General features: G+C 39.2%; 15 protein-coding genes. 7 read left to right on the forward strand and 8 right to left on the reverse strand.

Annotated features, from left to right (window positions below; genetic code table 11):
- Window positions 1–26: 26 nt before the first annotated feature.
- Both WA338_RS03195 and WA338_RS03200 read right to left on the reverse strand, forming a co-directional pair.
- Window positions 27–1,616 carry a 4Fe-4S binding protein gene (locus tag WA338_RS03195; protein WP_009779005.1) on the reverse strand — a complete coding sequence of 530 codons (1,590 nt, stop codon included), beginning with the start codon at window positions 1,614–1,616 and terminating at the stop codon, window positions 27–29.
- The gene (locus WA338_RS03200) at window positions 1,609–2,919 is read right to left on the reverse strand and encodes an NAD(P)/FAD-dependent oxidoreductase (protein ID WP_273016810.1); all 1,311 of its coding nucleotides are present in this window, start codon (window positions 2,917–2,919) and stop codon (window positions 1,609–1,611) included. Before WA338_RS03200 ends, WA338_RS03195 begins: the two co-directional genes overlap by 8 nt.
- Before the next feature lie 119 nt (window positions 2,920–3,038).
- On the opposite strand from WA338_RS03200, the gene WA338_RS03205 reads away from it, so the two are divergent.
- From WA338_RS03205 to WA338_RS03215, 3 genes are all read left to right on the forward strand, one after another.
- Window positions 3,039–4,064, forward strand: coding sequence for a glycoside hydrolase family 113 (locus tag WA338_RS03205; RefSeq protein WP_273016809.1), 1,026 nt, complete (start codon window positions 3,039–3,041; stop codon window positions 4,062–4,064).
- Between the two features lie 98 nt (window positions 4,065–4,162).
- On the forward strand, window positions 4,163–4,321 hold the full coding sequence (locus WA338_RS03210; RefSeq protein WP_009779008.1) for a YqaE/Pmp3 family membrane protein: 159 nt from the start codon (window positions 4,163–4,165) through the stop codon (window positions 4,319–4,321).
- Window positions 4,322–4,376: 55 nt separating this feature from the next.
- Window positions 4,377–4,901, forward strand: coding sequence for a VOC family protein (locus WA338_RS03215; protein WP_009779009.1), 525 nt, complete (start codon window positions 4,377–4,379; stop codon window positions 4,899–4,901).
- A 1-nt stretch (window position 4,902) separates the two neighbouring features.
- On the opposite strand, the gene WA338_RS03220 is transcribed toward WA338_RS03215, so the two are convergent.
- The 3 genes from WA338_RS03220 to WA338_RS03230 form a co-directional block, all read right to left on the reverse strand.
- Window positions 4,903–5,337 carry a hemerythrin domain-containing protein gene (locus WA338_RS03220; RefSeq protein WP_009779010.1) on the reverse strand — a complete coding sequence of 145 codons (435 nt, stop codon included), beginning with the start codon at window positions 5,335–5,337 and terminating at the stop codon, window positions 4,903–4,905.
- A 113-nt stretch (window positions 5,338–5,450) separates the two neighbouring features.
- A complete protein-coding gene (locus tag WA338_RS03225; RefSeq protein ID WP_009779011.1) occupies window positions 5,451–6,155 on the reverse strand; it encodes a TIGR04283 family arsenosugar biosynthesis glycosyltransferase in 705 nt (234 codons plus the stop codon).
- Window positions 6,156–6,236: 81 nt separating this feature from the next.
- Window positions 6,237–7,040 carry a DUF547 domain-containing protein gene (locus WA338_RS03230; protein WP_009779012.1) on the reverse strand — a complete coding sequence of 268 codons (804 nt, stop codon included), beginning with the start codon at window positions 7,038–7,040 and terminating at the stop codon, window positions 6,237–6,239.
- Between the two features lie 296 nt (window positions 7,041–7,336).
- Here WA338_RS03230 and der point away from each other — a divergent pair, with 296 nt between their 5' ends.
- The 3 genes from der to WA338_RS03245 all read left to right on the forward strand — a co-directional run bounded on the left by der (window position 7,337) and on the right by WA338_RS03245 (window position 14,416).
- Window positions 7,337–8,638, forward strand: a complete 1,302-nt coding sequence (gene der / locus WA338_RS03235) for a ribosome biogenesis GTPase Der (protein ID WP_009779013.1) — start codon at window positions 7,337–7,339, stop codon at window positions 8,636–8,638.
- A 122-nt stretch (window positions 8,639–8,760) separates the two neighbouring features.
- Window positions 8,761–11,499: an outer membrane beta-barrel protein gene (locus WA338_RS03240; RefSeq protein WP_009779014.1), complete on the forward strand. Its 2,739-nt coding sequence runs from the start codon at window positions 8,761–8,763 to the stop codon at window positions 11,497–11,499.
- 115 nt (window positions 11,500–11,614) lie between these two features.
- Window positions 11,615–14,416, forward strand: a complete 2,802-nt coding sequence (locus WA338_RS03245; protein ID WP_009779015.1) for an outer membrane beta-barrel protein — start codon at window positions 11,615–11,617, stop codon at window positions 14,414–14,416.
- Here WA338_RS03245 and WA338_RS03250 read toward each other — a convergent pair.
- The gene (locus WA338_RS03250) at window positions 14,391–15,833 is read right to left on the reverse strand and encodes a hypothetical protein (protein ID WP_154648895.1); all 1,443 of its coding nucleotides are present in this window, start codon (window positions 15,831–15,833) and stop codon (window positions 14,391–14,393) included. The genes WA338_RS03245 and WA338_RS03250 overlap by 26 nt on opposite strands.
- 169 nt (window positions 15,834–16,002) lie before the next feature.
- Between WA338_RS03250 and yiaA the strand changes: the two genes are divergently transcribed.
- Complete coding sequence (gene yiaA / locus WA338_RS03255) at window positions 16,003–16,467, forward strand: inner membrane protein YiaA (RefSeq protein WP_009779017.1); 465 nt, start codon at window positions 16,003–16,005, stop codon at window positions 16,465–16,467.
- Between the two features lie 31 nt (window positions 16,468–16,498).
- Here the strand turns inward: yiaA and WA338_RS03260 are convergent, their stop codons facing one another.
- Both WA338_RS03260 and WA338_RS03265 read right to left on the reverse strand, forming a co-directional pair.
- Window positions 16,499–16,954, reverse strand: a complete 456-nt coding sequence (locus WA338_RS03260; RefSeq protein ID WP_336092031.1) for a DUF5063 domain-containing protein — start codon at window positions 16,952–16,954, stop codon at window positions 16,499–16,501.
- 70 nt (window positions 16,955–17,024) lie between these two features.
- The gene (locus tag WA338_RS03265; RefSeq protein WP_336092075.1) at window positions 17,025–17,807 is read right to left on the reverse strand and encodes a TPM domain-containing protein; all 783 of its coding nucleotides are present in this window, start codon (window positions 17,805–17,807) and stop codon (window positions 17,025–17,027) included.
- Window positions 17,808–17,815 lie beyond the last annotated feature (8 nt).

Here is a 17,815-nt window from a genome sequence, read left to right on the forward strand (position 1 = left end):
TAGTTGTTTAAGATACATTATAAAATTTAGTTTTGATTTAGATAGTCCATTAAATCAACATCATTGCCCAGAAGTACTTCGCGGCTGTTGATGCGTTTTTCGGTAGAAGCATTTTCTAATTTTAAAACACCACGCGGGCAAACTGCTGAGCAAATTCCGCAACCTACACAGCTCGCACGTACAATGTTTTCACCTTTTTGGGCATAGGCGCGTACATCGATTCCCATCTCACAATAGCTCGAGCAATTTCCGCATGAAATGCATTGACCACCATTTGTAGTGATCCTGAATTTTGAAAATAAGCGCTGCTGAAGTCCTAAAATTGCAGCCATTGGGCAACCAAAGCGGCACCACACCCGGTTACCAAAAATAGGGTAGAAGCCGGTGCCAATAACCCCGCTAAAAATACTACCGATTAAAAAACCATAAGTTGTGCGCAGGCTTTCTGCCGGAATTAAGAATAGCGTGCTTCCGCTGGAAAAATGAATTCCTATCAAGGCTAAAACAATGACCAAATAACCTATTGCACCGTAACGCGCGTCTTGTTTTAATTCTTCCTTTTTAAAAAGCCAGATCAAACCGAAGAGTACCGTTAGAAAAACAGCGACCGCGATGAGAAAGACATCTTTGGTTAACCAGTATTTTTCAGCGTCGTAGCCAAGATACGTAGCGACAACGGCAGTGGTCATAACCACCACAAAAACCAAAACACTGTGTACGACCCAGCGTTCTACTTTCCACGCAAATTCACTTTTATCACTTAAATGTCTGAAGGAGTCACCGGCAGTTTCTGCAAGTCCGCCACAACCACACACCCAACTGCAGTACCAGCGTTTACCATATTTGTAAGTCAATATTGGTGTAATGATAAAAATTGAAGCAATACCAAAAATTAGAAGCGCCAGACCAATAGTGCCCGAAGAGATGAAGCTATCCACGCGATACTGTTCAAAATTATAGTAATTGAGTGGCCAGATATTTTTAAGGTCATAGTACGGCAAACTAAAATCATCACTATTCAGTCGCGCCATAAACTCCGGGATTAAAAACGCAAAGGCAGTTTGGAAAAACATCACACTTATAGTTCGTAAGCGTTCGTAGCGGTTGTGGCGGTATTTCCATAAAAACTTAATACCAAAACCTAAAATAGCAATCGTGTAGAGGGTACCATAAACAAACCATTGGCTGGCCGGATTTCCACTTAATAATTTACTTAGCGGATCAAATAAAGCAATGAGTCCGAAGTTTTTCCCTTCGGTATTTAAGCCTAAAAGTTCAGCCTTAAAATAAAGCACAATGTAAAATCCGGTTAGTGCGAGTCCGGCAATCCAGGCGAGAAAACCCCGACTTGAAACCGATTTAAACCAGACGCCGTCATTTTTTATTCCTGCTTGCTTATCAGAATAAGCACCGTAGGAGAATAAGACAATTCCGCCAAATAGGGCACTCAAAGCAATTGAAAGCCACAGAGTCTTGCTAGGTAGTTGCAGATTGAAAACAGCTAGGACGAGAATGAGCAATCCGCCCACGCCAAGAGCCGTGCCTAATTTTTGAATGACGTTTAGCGCTGCCGGTGGTTGACCTGTTAAAGCCATATCGCGTTGTACTCTACTCATGATTTTTAAATTGTTTAGAAGTGCTAAAAGCGGCTTTGATTTCAGGAAAATAAGATCGGTAGAACTCAGGATCAAAATTGGCTTGATCAAGATTTTGGACTACAGCGTCAACCGATTGGTGCGTGTTGAGCCAATGATCTAAAACCTCATGTCGCAATCTAATGCCAAAGGTATTAATCCCTAAAAACTCCCTGTTTTCCTTGTGGTATGCTATCGTAATACATTTAGTATTGTCAGGATGCTTCCAATGAAAATGCGCTTCATAGGTTTTTTTATTTTTACCACTAAATACCCAACCGTAGGTTTGATATTCAATATCAAAAAATTTTGCGCTGTTAAACCAATTTCCGGGATTGTATTCAAAAGGATTTCCGCATATGGTTTGCGCGACTGTCTCGCCCATCATCCGGCCGGTGTACCAAACCGCCTCAACCGGTTTGCGTAAACCTATCGCTTCGTGTTGCTGTGCACAATCGCCAATGGCATAAACATTCTTAATATTGGTTTGAAGTAAACGGTTTACCAAGATTCCTTTGTCGGTTGCTATGCCGCTACCTTCTAAAAAGTCGATCTTAGGTTTAACACCGGTTGTGATCCCTACTAGATTGCATTGAATTTCTTTTCCTGATTTTGTGCGTATACCTTTTACGTTACCTTGTTCATCGCCAAGAATTTTATCTAATTCTTCTTCGTGAAGCACATTGATATGATGACTTTTTATATGCTCAGAAATCAGTTGCGCATCGGGGTCGGGTAAGACACTAGACCAAAAGCCTTTTTCCCGCACAAGCATCGTAACTTCTATCTTGCGCGTGTGCAGCATTTCGGCGAGTTCAACGCCTATTAGTCCACCGCCTACAATAATCGCTTTTGGACAAACTTCATTATTTGGCGCATTTTTCTCGAGTAACTCAAGATCTTGTTTAGAGACCAAACCTTGAACACCTTTGAGCTCCAGACCTTTCCAGTCGTAAGTTGCAGGAACTGATCCGGTTGCAAGGATCAGCGTATCGTAAATCATCGTTTCATCTTCAGCGAATAGCAGCGTTTTATTTTCTGTGTCTACTTTTTCGACATAAGCCTGCTTGAGATCTATTCGGTTTTTAGACCAAAAATGATCTTCATAAGGTTTTAAATCTTTGAAGCGCATATGTCCCATATACACATACATCAAGGCCGTACGCGAAAAAAAATGTTCGCTTTCCGCAGAAATGATCGTGATTTTTTTATTAGAATTTTTGCGAATGTGTCGTGCCGCGGTTATCCCGGCGATCCCATTACCCACAATGACCACATGCTCCATAAATAACTAGGTTATTTGTACAAGATAACAACTTAGAAGGCTCTCAATTGCTTTTTAACTGCAATTTTAGACGAAAGAAAATCGGGAAGCTATCTGTTTTTTCTATTATTTTTAAAGCGATGAAGAACTATGTGCATAGTATTGCGTTACTTATTTTAGGTTGTTGCCTGCTGGGCTGCTCGGCGACCACGGTGGTTTCAGAAAAAATCAATGGGGTGAGTTTTGTGGCGTCGCGCGACACACTTCAGAAAAAACATATTATCCCATTGCTGGAGGTCAATGCAGATTATGCTGCGATTATGCCCTTTGGTTTTGTGCGTGATAAAAACCATCCTGAATTACATTTTAATTCAGAACGGCAATGGTTTGGGGAGCGTTATGAAGGCGTAAAGCAATATATTGAGCTGCTGCATGAGAATGAGATAAAAGTGATGCTGAAACCTCATATCTGGATTTGGCGTGGCGTTTTTACCGGTGATATGGAAATGGATTCTGAAGCCGATTGGGTTCTTTTTGAAAACAGTTATGAAGAATTTATACTCCTGTATGCGCAACTTGCTGAAGAAACCCATGCAGATCTGCTATGCATTGGGACCGAGCTTTTCAATTTTGTAGATCAGCGGCCAGACTTCTGGAAGCAATTGATCAAAAAAGTACGAGCTACCTACACAGGGAAGATCACATATGCCGAAAATTGGGATAAAGTAGATCGGGTAGCTATTTGGGAGGATCTGGATTTTATTGGCGCTGATGCGTATTTTCCGGTTTCTGAAGCGCAAACGCCAACTATTGAAGATGCTCTTGCAGGTTGGAAACCACATAAAAAATTATTAGCATCACTTTCAAAACAATACAGCAAGCCTGTTCTTTTTACCGAATTCGGCTACCGAAGTGCAGACTATGCAGGTAAAGAACCTTGGGCGAGCGATCGCTACGAAGGTAAAATGAATAGTGAAGCTCAAGCGCAATTGTATGAAGCTTTATTCAAAAGCTTTTGGGACGAACCATGGTTTGCCGGTGGCTTTGCCTGGAAGTGGTTTCATAATCACGATCGGGCCATTCAACAAGAGAATAATAGATTTACGCCGCAGGGAAAGCAAGCTGAGGAAGTTTTAAAAAAATGGTATCAAAATTCTGTTAACTGATTGATTCAAAGTGTCAAACTCTTGCCAATTGGTAAGAGTTTAAGAGCTGTTGTTGAGCCTACTTTTTAGTTTTGGGTTACTAACTAAAAAGAACCATTATGTCTATTCTTACAATTTTAATTTCTATCCTTTTACCACCACTTGGAGTGGCGATGGCCAAAGGCATTGGCAAAGATTTTGTCATCAATGTCATCTTAACCATATTAGGTTGGCTGCCGGGTGTGATACACGCATTTTATGTGAATAGCAGAGGCTAAGAAAACAATATATTTAGAAAGAGTTTTATAAGTACATTTATAAAACTCTTTTTTTATGCGGAAATTTTTCTTTCTATGCTTTTTTCTTTTGACGACCGGCTTGGTTTTAAATGCGCAAACCAATTTTAAGAAGAATGCATTAACAGCAGCTATTGTGGTGAGTGATGAGGCAAAAGCCTTGCATTTTTACAGGGATATTTTGGGGATGCAAGAAGCAGGAGGTTTTGTGATCGATTCAGTCTTTGCCAAAAATCTTGGGCTCTCCAAGGGAAAATCTTTTAAAGTAGCGCTTTTGAGCTTTTTAGATACTCCGGAATCTTCACAGCTTAAAATCGTATCCTTTACTGAAGTATTGAAGCAAGAAGCGGCGGCGGTTTACGATGCGGTGCAAGAACAGTTTGGGTTGCAGTATTTAACCTTGCAAGTACATTCGCTAGATCCTATTATGGCGCGTGCAAAAAAAGAAGGCGTGCAACCTCAAGCTGCAACGCCTTTAAAACTTGATGATCACGTTTACCTTGTACTTTTACGAGATCCTGACGGAACTTTTGTTGAGGTTATAGGTGATTATTCGGGATAGTTTACCGGTTCTTTTTCATTTCTTTGAGATATTCTTCAGCGATATCTGTTTTTTGCTTTTCGGTAAAAACCTTTCCGGCTAGTTGAAAAAAGCTGTGTTCCTCATCTTCCAGATGGTGTTCTACTTTTTCACAAAGTTGTTTCGCATAGACCAACCAAGCAGGAGAATCAAGATCTGTTTCATCAATTTTCTCGATGAGTTCGTCCATTTCGTGATGCTCTGCAATACCGTGTCTGGCGTGCTCTTGCATCATGTCGTTATGGATGAGTGGTGAATAAAACGTGCGTTCTTCAGCATCTGCGTGTACCTTCAATTCTTTTTTTAGGTCTTCCCACATTTGTTTTCGACCCTTAGATTCTCCCGAAGTAGAAGTGACAAGTCGGCAAAGTTCGCGTTGCTTATCGTGGTCTTTACGAATGGCTTCAAAAATGTTCATTGGTGTAGATTTTTTGTTTCTACTGAAATTACACTTACCGAAACGCTTATGCTGTTAAGAAAGTATCAAATTTTACAACTGAAGAAAATAAATTAGCTTCAAGAGTAATAACGCTACTTTTTAAGATGTTTACAGTAGTACGCGAGTAATTCCTCGGCAGAAGCGCCAAACCACTTTTTAACGTAGATTGCCCAAAAGTGATACTGCACATACCAAACCCCATACTTCTCATACATTCGCGCCGAAGATTTAATAGGATGTTGAATCACGACAAAACTGTTGCGCGCATACAATTCATTGATTAAAATGTTATCTTCATAAATGATGTAGCTTTCATCGAAACCGCCAATCTCATCAAAGAGTTGGCGCGTGATAAACTGACTTTGATCACCACCACGACAAGCCCTCCAACTGAATTTGGTGAACCAACTCGCCAGTTTCAACCACCAGTGTTTGCTGTCAAATTGCATTTTAAAACAGCCTGCCGGATTGCCATTTGCCACTTCTTTTTCAATCAACACATCAAAATGCTTTGGAGGAAAAGAATCTGCATGTAAAAAATACAGAATATCACCTTGTGCAACTTCTGCTCCAGCATTCATCTGTTTAGCGCGACCACGTTGCGAAGAGATGATTTGTAATGCAATTCGGTTAGCTTTAGCAAACTTTTTTGTTATTGTAATGGTATCGTCTGTGCTTCCACCATCAACCACGATTATCTCTACGGCAAGCACGCGTCCCACGTTGTTTTTAAGGTGCGTTAAAAGACAGGGTAAATGAGCAGATTCATTAAGAACCGGAATAATGATACTTATCATTCAAAAATGTTCTGGCAGGTTTTAGATTGAAGGGGATTTTCAAATCTAATGGAATTCAATTAATTATAATAACAATTAGAATTATTGTTCGTTCAACTTCCAGTCGTAATTCTTGTAAGAGACATTTGTGCCTGAGTTGATCTTTGTTGTGCTGTATTGATTTACATAGTCAATAATCGTTGGTGTTTTATCACTGATGAAATCCTTTTTATACCAGTCAAAAATCGAAGAAAGCTTTGCGCTGTTTTTTGAAATTTCGTTTTTATCAGAGTTGATAAACTCCTCTGTAGCACGATCTAATTGTTCATTGATCTTTCCTGCAGTATAAGCTTCATCCAATAATTTTGGACAAGACATTGAAGCGCAATTGATGGCAAAATGAATGCGAGGTTCATTCATTTTACGTAAAACGCCGTTTTCAATTCCGCCTAAAGAAAGGGTTTTATTTCCTACGGGTACAATGCTTTTGGTCCACGCACCATTGATGTCTTTGATACTTTCTACGGGATAATTGTTCAAAATCAAATCTACTGTATAGGCATTGTAAAGATTGATGTAGTAAGCCAAAAGTTCCTGTACAGACCATTCCTTTGAAGGTTCATAAGAAGAAAGCTGTTCTAAATAATTGTTCAGTTTACTTCGGTCTTTTTCAAAACCTTTATAATCTACCATTCCATTTGCATCCACGTGTTTTTTAAGCAATGCGTCCCAGGTGCTGTGGTCTACATTTTCAACTGAATTAGCCGTGGAAGAGGTGAGTTTGTCGGGAGCTTGTTTCGTAGGCTGGCCGCCACTGGTGATTCCGGCAGCAGAAAGTAAATTGCAGCTGTGTAGGGTGATGGCTAATATTATAAGTATGCCGATGCGTTTCATAAGTAAATACATAAACTAGATTGTTTAACAATATATACGCAAGATAACGGGATGCAGATTTGAGCAGCGTCATATTAACAGCATCCTTAACAGATTTTGTGTAAAATTTACAGTTTGTAGCTCTTAAATGTGTTTATGGTATTGATTTATTGAATATTAGCTAAAATATTGCATATTAATTTCTGTGCCGTTAATTATCGTAATTTTGCAGCGCAAAAACTACCTTACCTAAAAAGGATTAAGGTGGTTCAATAGGAAACAAAAGCGTTTTCAAAACCCGTTTTGGGTTTAAGCACAAAGTAAGATTTATGAGTATTGTAGCTATTGTAGGGAGACCTAATGTGGGAAAATCCACTTTTTTTAATCGCTTGATTCAACGTAGGGAAGCTATTGTTGATTCGGTAAGCGGTGTTACTCGTGACCGTCACTACGGAAAAACCGATTGGAATGGTAAGGAGTTTTCGGTAATTGATACCGGAGGTTATGTACGTGGAAGTGATGACATTTTTGAAGAACAGATCGATAAGCAAGTAGAGCTTGCGATCGATGAAGCAGATGCCATTATTTTTATGGTAGATGTAGAAGCCGGCGTTACCGGGATGGATGAGGATGTAGCCACGTTATTAAGACGCCAGTCAAAGCCTGTATTCCTCGTCGTAAACAAGGTTGATAACGCGATGCGTCAAGATGATGCTGTTGAGTTTTACAATCTGGGATTAGGAGAATATTATACGATTGCGAGTATAAGCGGTAGTGGTACCGGTGATTTACTCGATGCAGTTGTAGAAGTGTTACCGGAGAAAGTTGAAGAAGAAGAATCTGTGTTGCCGCGCTTTGCGGTGGTAGGTAGACCTAATGCCGGGAAGTCTTCGTTTATCAATGCGTTAATAGGTGAAGATCGTTATATCGTAACCGATATCGCAGGAACTACACGCGATGCCATTGATACCAAATACAATCGTTTTGGTTTTGAATTCAATCTGGTAGATACTGCAGGAATTCGTCGTAAATCAAAAGTAAAAGAAGATCTTGAGTTCTATTCGGTGATGCGCTCGGTACGTGCCATTGAGCATTGTGATGTTTGCTTATTGGTGGTAGATGCTACACGAGGTTTTGACGGGCAGGTGCAAAATATTTTTTGGTTGGCAGAACGTAACCGCAAGGGTATTGTGATTCTCATCAATAAATGGGATTTGGTTGAAAAGGAAAACAAAACAATACGTGAGTTTGAGAAACATATACGTGCGCAGATTGAACCTTTTACCGATGTGCCTATTGTGTTTATTTCAGCATTGACAAAACAGCGTGTTTATAAAGCGATCGAGACTGCGGTAAAAGTTTATGAGAGTAGAAGTACACGCATCAAAACCAGTGTGCTCAATGATTATATGTTGCCTATAATTGAAGCAACTCCGCCACCGGCGACTAAAGGGAAATACATCAAAATAAAATACTGTATGCAGCTGCCTACGCCGCATCCGCAATTTGCATTCTTCTGCAATTTGCCGCAGTATGTAAAAGACCCGTACAGACGTTTTGTAGAAAATAAATTACGTGAGGAATTTGATTTTGAAGGTGTGCCTATCGCAGTGTACTTCCGTAAGAAATAGGATAAGGATTCAATAATTGATTGTAAAAACCCACATTTTTTAAAAAATGTGGGTTTTTACATTAAACCTTTTATGTTTTTTGCAGTCCTAGAATAAACGTACAATGTACATATATTACCTTTATGAAGCAGATTATACTCTTAATCGTTGGACTGCTGGCACTACAACAAGGTGCTGCGCAAGATTTTCAATTAAACGGAACCATAAAAGATAATAATGGAGTTCCTTTAGAATCTGCCACGGTTTATGTCGAAAAAATAAGTGACAGTACGCTGGTTACTTATGGAATTTCAGACCGGGAAGGTTTTTTTGAGATGGAAGGCAGAACCGATCAAGAGCAACTGAACCTATTTGTTTCTTATGCAGGATTCAAACCTTTGCGTCAGGTAATAACGATAAAACCGAATATCGCTTTAGGCGAAATCAAACTCGAAGTCCAAGACAACTTGCTGGATGAGGTCATCGTCGTTGCAGACCGCGCACCAGTGACCCTTAAAAAAGATACGCTAGAGTTTAATGCCAACTCCTTTAAAACCCGACCCGATGCCAACCTCGAAGAATTATTGAAAAAGCTTCCGGGTGCAGAAGTAGATTCTGATGGAGCGATCACCATAAATGGAAAACCGGTTTCTAGGATTCTCGTTAATGGGAAAGAGTTTTTTGGAGACGATCCTAAAATCGCGACAAAAAACCTTCCGAAGGAAATTATTGAAAAGCTTCAGGTGGTTGACACCAAAACCAAAGCTCAAGAATTTACCGGAGAATCTGGAGATTCTGAAAATAAGACAATCAACATTACCATTAAAAAGGATAAGAATAAAGGGTATTTCGCCAGAGGAACTATTGGCGGTGGTACAGACGGCCGCTATGAAATGAGCGGGATAGGGAACATATTTAAAGACAATATGCGCACCACCATTCTTGCAGGTTCTAATAATATAAACAGTTCAGGATTTGAGTTTGATGATATTTATGGGATGATGGGCCGCAGCGGTGCGCGTGCGGTTGCTTCAGGAAATCGAAGTGGTGGCATCACAAAATCTGAAACTGCAGGAGCTAATTATAGCAATGAATGGTCTGATAAATATGAGTTGAATGGGGATTACTATTTTGACCGGTCTAATACCGATACTCGCAACCGCACCGAGCGTGAAAACATTCTGCCAGATACTACTTATTATTCAAATTCAGAGAATACCAGTAATGCTATAAACGACAGGCATCGGGCAAATGCACGCTTTGAAGTAGAGTTTGACACGCTTACCCGTTTGTCATATTCACCGCGTTTTAATACCAGTAAAACAAAGTCTTTGCGCAGTACGATGGCAAATTCTTTAGATGGAAACAGAGATTTGGTAAACAATACAGAAACTTCAAGTCAAGATGATGTTTATAATTTGAATTTTAGAAATGAGATTGACTTTATAAAACGTTTTGGAAGTCGTGGCGCCTTTTTAAGAATGGAAGTTTCGCAGAATTATGACAATCAGGAAAATGACAACTTTTACTATTCTGAAAGTGAGTTTTTTGGTGATGATGCACGTACCGAAATTCAGGATCAATTTATAGATGAAGATGAGAAAGAATACCAATACGGTTTAGAAGTTGAGCAGCGTCTCGTGCTGGCTACTGACTTTTTTATGGATCTGGCCTATGATTTTTCTTCCTCAAGGTCTACAAATAAACGCTACATCTATGATGCAGATGCGAGTGGTAATTATACGGTGCTTAACGACAGTTTGAGCAGTGATTTTGAAGTGAACACCTATAGACATACACCCAACATTGGTTTTAATTATGACCACGAGGCCTGGCGGATCAATACCAATGTAGGTTTGTTGAACACGATTCTTCAGAATGAAAACTTGCTCAATCCGGCTAATTTTGACAATACGTATAACAACTTGTATTTAAGCGCGCGAGTACGTTATGAGCTTGAACGTTCAAAAAGTATTTCGGTAGATTATCGTACCAATGCAAATACGCCTTCTATTCGCCAGCTACAACCCGTAGCAGATAGAACCAATCCTTTAAATATCGTAGTGGGTAATCCTGCATTGCGTCCGGCTTATAGTCATAATATTGGAGCTAATTTTAGAAGTTTCAATTTTGGTGCCGGTGGCGGAAGCGGAATCTTCAGTTCGTTTGATCTTAGCTTTACAGAAAATCAGGTAGTTTCTGTAAGTACTATTGGTGACGATTTAAGACGTACGACAACCTATGCCAACGTTGATGGGGCGATGTCTGCGGGAGCACGTATTTTCTATACTAAAAGCAGCCGCAAAGAGGAGAAAGAATTTAGATACAATTTCACCTTAAGGGGTAATTTTAGCCGAAACGTAGGTTTTACAAATGGAACATTATTCAACTCTGAGCGTTTTAGTCTTTCTCCCGGAGTGCGTATGACTTATGCCATTCAAGAGGTTTTTGAAGTCAATCCAAGTTATAACCTGACGTATAACGATACCAGATACTCAATCAATGAAAACCGAAACGAAGACTTTATCAATCACCGTGTAGGTTTTGAAGCGACTACTTTTTGGCCAAAGAATGTCATTTTTGGTAACGACATCAGTTATAACTACAACGGAAACGTGTCTCCCGGATTTCAGAATTCTTCCATTTTATGGAATACCAGTTTAGGCTATCAATTTCTTGATGAGAAAGCTACACTGAAACTTAAAGTTTATGATGTGCTCGATCAAGTAGTAGATACACGACGTATCATTGGTGACGATTACATTCAGGATACAAACAGTTTGATTCTAACGCAATACGCGATGCTAAGTTTTACGTATAAGTTGAGCAACTTTGGTGGTCAATCAGGTAATCGACGAGGTGGCCCGCCTAGAAGACGTTAATCTATTAAATGGCTCAGAAGTAATACGTTTTACGTTAAAGTTATCTTAAACTCGATAACTAATTTTTTAGTTATTTAAGAAATCTATTTATTCGTGTATCAATCAAAAAACAATCATGATCAATCGTTATTTAATTGCCTTAGTGCTAGGCATGTTCTTTTTAAGCACATCTGCCCAAGATTTTCAAATCACCGGTAAACTTATTGACCAGGAACAGAAAACTCCTTTAGAAGCGGCAACTGTTGTTCTAGAAACCCTTCAGGATAGTACCGTGATCAGTTACACCATAAGTGATCGCAATGGTCTCTTTGAACTAAGCGGAAAGTCTAATATTCAAAAGGCAAATCTATTTGTCACTTTTGTAGGTTATCAATCTTACGAGCAGCAAATTGACTTTACTAACGAGCGTAGTATTAATCTAGGTGATATTCCGCTAGAATTTCAAGTAGAGTCCTTAGGTGATGTTGTGGTAAAAGGGAGAGCTGCGCCTGTTGTGATCAAGCAGGATACGCTTGAATTTAACGCAGCCTCTTTTAAAACCAAACCCGATGCAACGGTAGAGGATCTTTTAAAAGAATTACCGGGAGCAGAGGTAGATGCCGATGGTCAAATACGCATCAATGGGAAACCGGTTAATAATATTCTGGTTAATGGTAAACCGTTCTTTGGCGATGATCCTACCATTGCTACACGTAACCTTACCAAGGAGTTGATCAATAAAATTCAGGTTGTTGATACAAAAACAGAGTCTGAAGAATTTGCCGGTGAACAAGGCGATAGTGAAAATAAAACCATCAACATCACCATTGATGAAGATAAGAATAAAGGACTTTTTGGCCGGGTAGCTGCGGGTGGTGGCACCGATAATCGTTTTGAGTTTGCAGGTATTGGAAATTACTTTGACAATGATCTGCGTTTCAGTTTGCTGGGAAGCGGAAATAACATCAATTCACCTGGATTTAGTTTTGGAGAGATCGAAAAGATGTTTGGTAATGCAAGCTATATTTCAGTAAGCAGCAACGGAGGTTTTAATGTAGGTGGAAGAAGTTTTGGAATGGGGCAAGGTATCGTCAACTCGCGTAACGCAGGGATGAATTTTGCCAATGATTTTGGCGAAGCGATAGAGACTTCTGCAGATTACTTTTATTCGGGAGCCAATAGTTTTAATGAAACCGACAGGGTACGTGAAAACATCTTGCCAGATAACCGCTTTACCTCAATAAGTGATTCTCGCACCGATTCTAATACCGATAACCATTCTGCAAACCTTAGGTTTCAAGCCGAAATAGATTCGACATTTATGGTAGAATTTCGTCCTTCTCTTAACTATACGCTAGGAACCAACAGCAGTTCGGGAAGTTCAGTAACCACAAACGAAGCCGGAGACTTGGTAAATGACAGCGAGTACGACAACTTTAATGATCGTACGACGCGTAATTTGAGTAATCGTCTTACCGCGACCAAACGTTATGGAGAAAAGGGGGGATTTATTCGAATCAATGGTAATCTTCAGTTAGACGAGACAGAAAGCATCGATTTTACCAATTCAGAAACCAATGTTTACGGTACCGATGCCAGTCAGATTCTACGAAATCAGCGTACCGATGGTGATAATAATACAGACGGAATTACTACAAATGTAAAGTGGCGCATTCCGCTTATTTCAAAAAAACTCTTTTTAGAGACCGAGTATGAGTTTAAGAATGAAAACCGCACTAATACGCAGTTGGTCTATGATTTTGATGCTGCCAGTCAGTCGTACAACCAACTCATCACTCCGCAGAGTACCGATTTTGAAAGTACAAACCGAAGTCATAAACCTCAATTTGGAGTAAGCTATAATTCAAAAAAACTCCGCGGAAGCATTAATGCAGCGTATGTAGCCCGAAAATTAACAGGTGAGGATTTGTTGACTGATGAAACCGGAAACCGAGTGCGTGATATTGATTTTGAGAATAATTTTAACGCCCTTGAAGCAACAGCTCGGTTGAACTATAATTTTACACAAAAACTAAGTTTGTGGTCTGCTTATAACTTAAGTAATAACGCACCAGATGTTAGACAACTTTCTCCCTATTTAGATGTTTCAGACCCGATTAACACCGTTCAAGGTAATCCTAACTTGAGTCCTACCAATAGCCATAACTTCAATATGGGAGTCAACAATTATGATTGGGAGACTAGAAGTGGATTGTACTCTTATTTTGGCGCTACGTTTACTAATGATCAAGTGGTGAACCTTACTACTGTAGATGATAATTTTGTGCGATCTACCACTTTTACAAATGTAGATGGGGTGTATAATGCTTACGGAAATCTAGGCTATAACAAAGACTACAAGCTGGATAGTCTTAGAACGTTAAAAGTTGAAGTAGGAATGAGTGGTGGTATCAATCGTTTTGTGAACTTTTTCAATGCAGATCAATATGCCAGTATCACTAAATCTATTTCGCCTAGTTTAGGCTTACGTTTTACCTGGACCGATTGGTTTGAGCTGCGTCCTGAATATAGAATTAGCTTTAATGAGACGACATTTAACCGTGATTTCTTTGATGGGCAAGAATTTACGCAGCACAATGCGCGCCTACGTACTACAACCTATTTCCCGGAGTGGCTTACTTGGGAAAATGATATTAGATATACTTACAATCCAAATGTAGGAGCAGGATTTCAGCGGGACGCGGTATTCTGGAACACGTCATTGGCGTATTCTTTCCTGAATAATAAAGCAATAGCGACCTTTAAAGTGTATGATTTGCTCAATCAAAATACCAACTCAAGACGTACAGCCACCCAATCCTATATTGAAGATGTGCAGAGTACTGTTTTACAACAGTATTTTATGTTGAGCTTCAGCTATAAATTCAATACGCTGGGTAAAAAAGGAGAAGTTAGAGAGAATGGTTGGTGGGATTAATCAGGTCAAGTGTGACTTTGTATAAATTCTGGTTAATCATTTTAGATTTTAGCCAAGCATAAAAGCTTATAGCAAATAGGTCTTCACGCTCGAGACCGACCCATTCAAATGAACGATCAACTTCTTTGGTGAACGTATCAGATTGAACGTGCTTAGGGTTTGTGTAATAAATGCTCGCTAGCTTGATGAAGGTTAATACACGTTCTTCTCCAAGAGCTTTGAGTCTGTTGTAAAACCTTTTATGTAAAGATTTTTGTTTTTGCAAAACCAAATCCAGCTTGTCTAATTCTATCAGAAGTAGAAAGCCTATAATTTCTTTTTTAACTACCCAAGTAAGACCTTGATGTCTTTCATAGTAGTGGTCACTATGCTGAAATTTTTTATAGATCTGATAGGCATCTTTATATCTGTTTTGATGAAAATAGAGTGTTGTTAAAAGGAGTTGAACTTGAGGTTCGTTACTTTTGATGTTTTCGCATAATTCAATAGCCGCTAAAGGGTTGCCTGAATAATTTAAAGTGAGCGATCTAAGAATTAATGTTTGATTACGAAATTGATAAAGATATCTTTTTGATAAAATAGAATCAAGCTCATCTAAAAAGTCTAATGTCTTTTGGAAATTTTTATTTCTAAAGCTATTTGAAGCCATTAGATAGAGAATCTGTAAGTGATAATAGCTATGCTTATTTGAAGTTTTTTTTGTGTTTACGTGGCGAAAAGCTTCTTGCATTAAAGGTGAAATATCATAGTAATTACTTTCAGCTTCGGCAGTGTCGCAAAGAAGATCCATGAATTGGAAAAGAGACTTGTATGTGAAATCCTGGTTAGGAATTATATTAAAATAATCTAGTACTTCTTTTAGAGCTATATTTTTATTAGTTGTACCTGCTCTTAATTTACGTTTTAAAGTTGCGTAGGCCTGTTTAAATTTAAGCGTGGTGTTCAACATCCTTAAATTTCGATCGCTATTATCTAAAATTGAGTTTAGGTTGATTTCTGGCAGTATAGCTGCATATTGCAATTGTGTATCATAAATTTCGTGTAGCGCAGTGTGTAGTTCAAATTCAAAAGCAAGTTCTTCAGCCTTTGAAAGTGTTTTCCACCCAAGTTTAAAGAGCTTTTTTTCAAATAAAATGCGACTGGATAATAGAAGTTTTAAAGTGTCTGATTCTTCACTTGATTCCTTAGCAAAACTTTTGGATGCTATAAATTCAAGTAGACTATCACGCAAACGCTTACTTAGGGCGTGGTAAGCATTCCGATTCATTTTCTTATAAAGTGTTTGCGGTAATTCTTTGGTTTTACCCTGACAAATCATTTTGAATAAAAGTATGTTTTTAGCATCTCCTCGTCGGTTCTTCTTTTTAAGGAATTGTACTGCTTCCTTTTGTTCTTCATCCGAAAATGTACTTATCAATTTGAAAAGGTTGTTCATTAAATAGTAAGTATTAATCGCTATAGTTACAGTAAATATAGTAGTTGCTGCGTATCAATTTACTTTTAAATCATAAGTATTTCTAAAAAACAGGTTTTCCTGATTTAGAAGCTACTCTCACATTTGTAGTGTAATTCTCAAAACAAATATTATGAAAACTACATTTGAAAACGAAAAGAATGTTCTTTCTAATGAAAGTAAAGGTTCAGCATTCCAAAATTCAACAAAGCCCACTGCTGCTTTCGTTTCAGCTGCTTGGTCTGCATTATTTATAGGCATGCTGTCCTACTGCATCGGTTTGTGGAATGCTTCGATGCTTTTAAATGAAAAGGGGTACTACTTTACAATCTTACTCTTTGGGTTATTCTCGGTAATTTCTGTACAAAAGAGTGTTCGGGATAAGCAAGAAGGAATAGAAGTGACAGATATTTATTATAGTATCAGCTGGTTCACCACAATAGCGTCAATTCTTCTTTTAATAATAGGGCTGTGGAATGCTAACTTAGAGTTGAGCGAGAAGGGATTCTACGGTATGTCTTTTACATTGAGTTTGTTTGCAGCGGTTACGGTACAAAAGAATACAAGGGATCTTAAATTATTCTCGAAAAACTCATAGCGATTAAAAGGGCTCATATGAGCCCTTTTAATTATTGATTTTCAAAAGCCTTTAAATACCTTATTAAATTAATTAAATGTGCTTCAGAATGAATTTTCATAAGGGTGTTGAAATACCATAAACCGTCATTCAGGCTGGTGTTTTTGAGGCGCCAGGCGACTTCGCTTAGATCAATGATCAGATCTGTTAGATCGTCAATCGCATCTTCTTCCAACAGTTCTGGATTTTGATCAATTTTAAAAGAAATTGTACTTGAGCGATACCAACCAAACTCCGGGAAATTTACTTTTACATACGCATAAACTTCAGCATAGTCTAGACGTTGTACTTCTTCATACAGTTGCTCATCAAAGTTGGAATTTAAATTCAAATACAACGCGTATAGGTCTCCCAGAGATTTTTTGAGACTTGCCAATTTTTTGGGGTCAGCAACTGGTTCACTTCCGTATTTTGTGATTTGATGTATGAGTTTAAGAAAAGATTCCAAATGAAATTTCTTTTAAGAATTAAAGAGACCGGGTTGGGTCATTGCAATTTAGAAGGGTAGCAGGTAGTATTTACCAACCTCCGGAAGCACCGCCGCCTCCAAAACCGCCACCGCCGAAACCACCTCCAAAGCCGCCGCCACCGAAGCCACCACCAGAGGATCCTCCGCCAAAGCCACCGCCACCAAGTCCGCCGCGACCTAGACTGCTCAAAATGATGACGTCAAGCAAGCTGCCTGCGCCGCTACGTCTCCCACCGTTTCTGCCGTTTCCGCCACCGCGAGAACGACTTAGGATGAAAATGATGACGAAAAAGATGATGATAATGAGTAGAAAATTGCGAATACTGGGGCCGTTATTTTGCTGTCTCGAACCTTGGTATTCCCCTTGAAGCATTTGAAAAAGTGCATCAGCAGCTTGGTCCAGACCCGCGTAATAATCGCCTCTTTTAAATTGAGGGATCATAATACGGTTGATCACCTGTTCGGCCATACGGTCTGTGATGATCGTTTCGATCCCATAACCGGTGTTGATATCAACTTTACGATCTTCGGTGGCCAGCGTGATCAGGATACCATTGTCTTTCCCTTTTTGACCAATGCCCCATTTTTGGCCCCATTTAGCTCCAAGAAAGCTGATGTCTTCACCTTTGGTACTCGGGATGATCACCACCACAATTTGCGTTGAGGTAGTATCACTATAGCGTACAAGTTTATTTTCAAGTGCTGCCTTTTGACCAGAATTTAAAAGATCTGCATAATCGTAAACACTGGTTTGTTTGCTTGGTACTTCCGGAATATCAAATTGCGCTAATCCTTTCGCCGAAAGGCAAAAAAGAAAAGCAAGCAAAAGCATCGTTCTAA

Origin of the sequence: Leeuwenhoekiella sp. CH_XMU1409-2, from assembly GCF_037029365.1 — a bacterium.
Lineage (GTDB): Bacteria > Bacteroidota > Bacteroidia > Flavobacteriales > Flavobacteriaceae > Leeuwenhoekiella > Leeuwenhoekiella blandensis.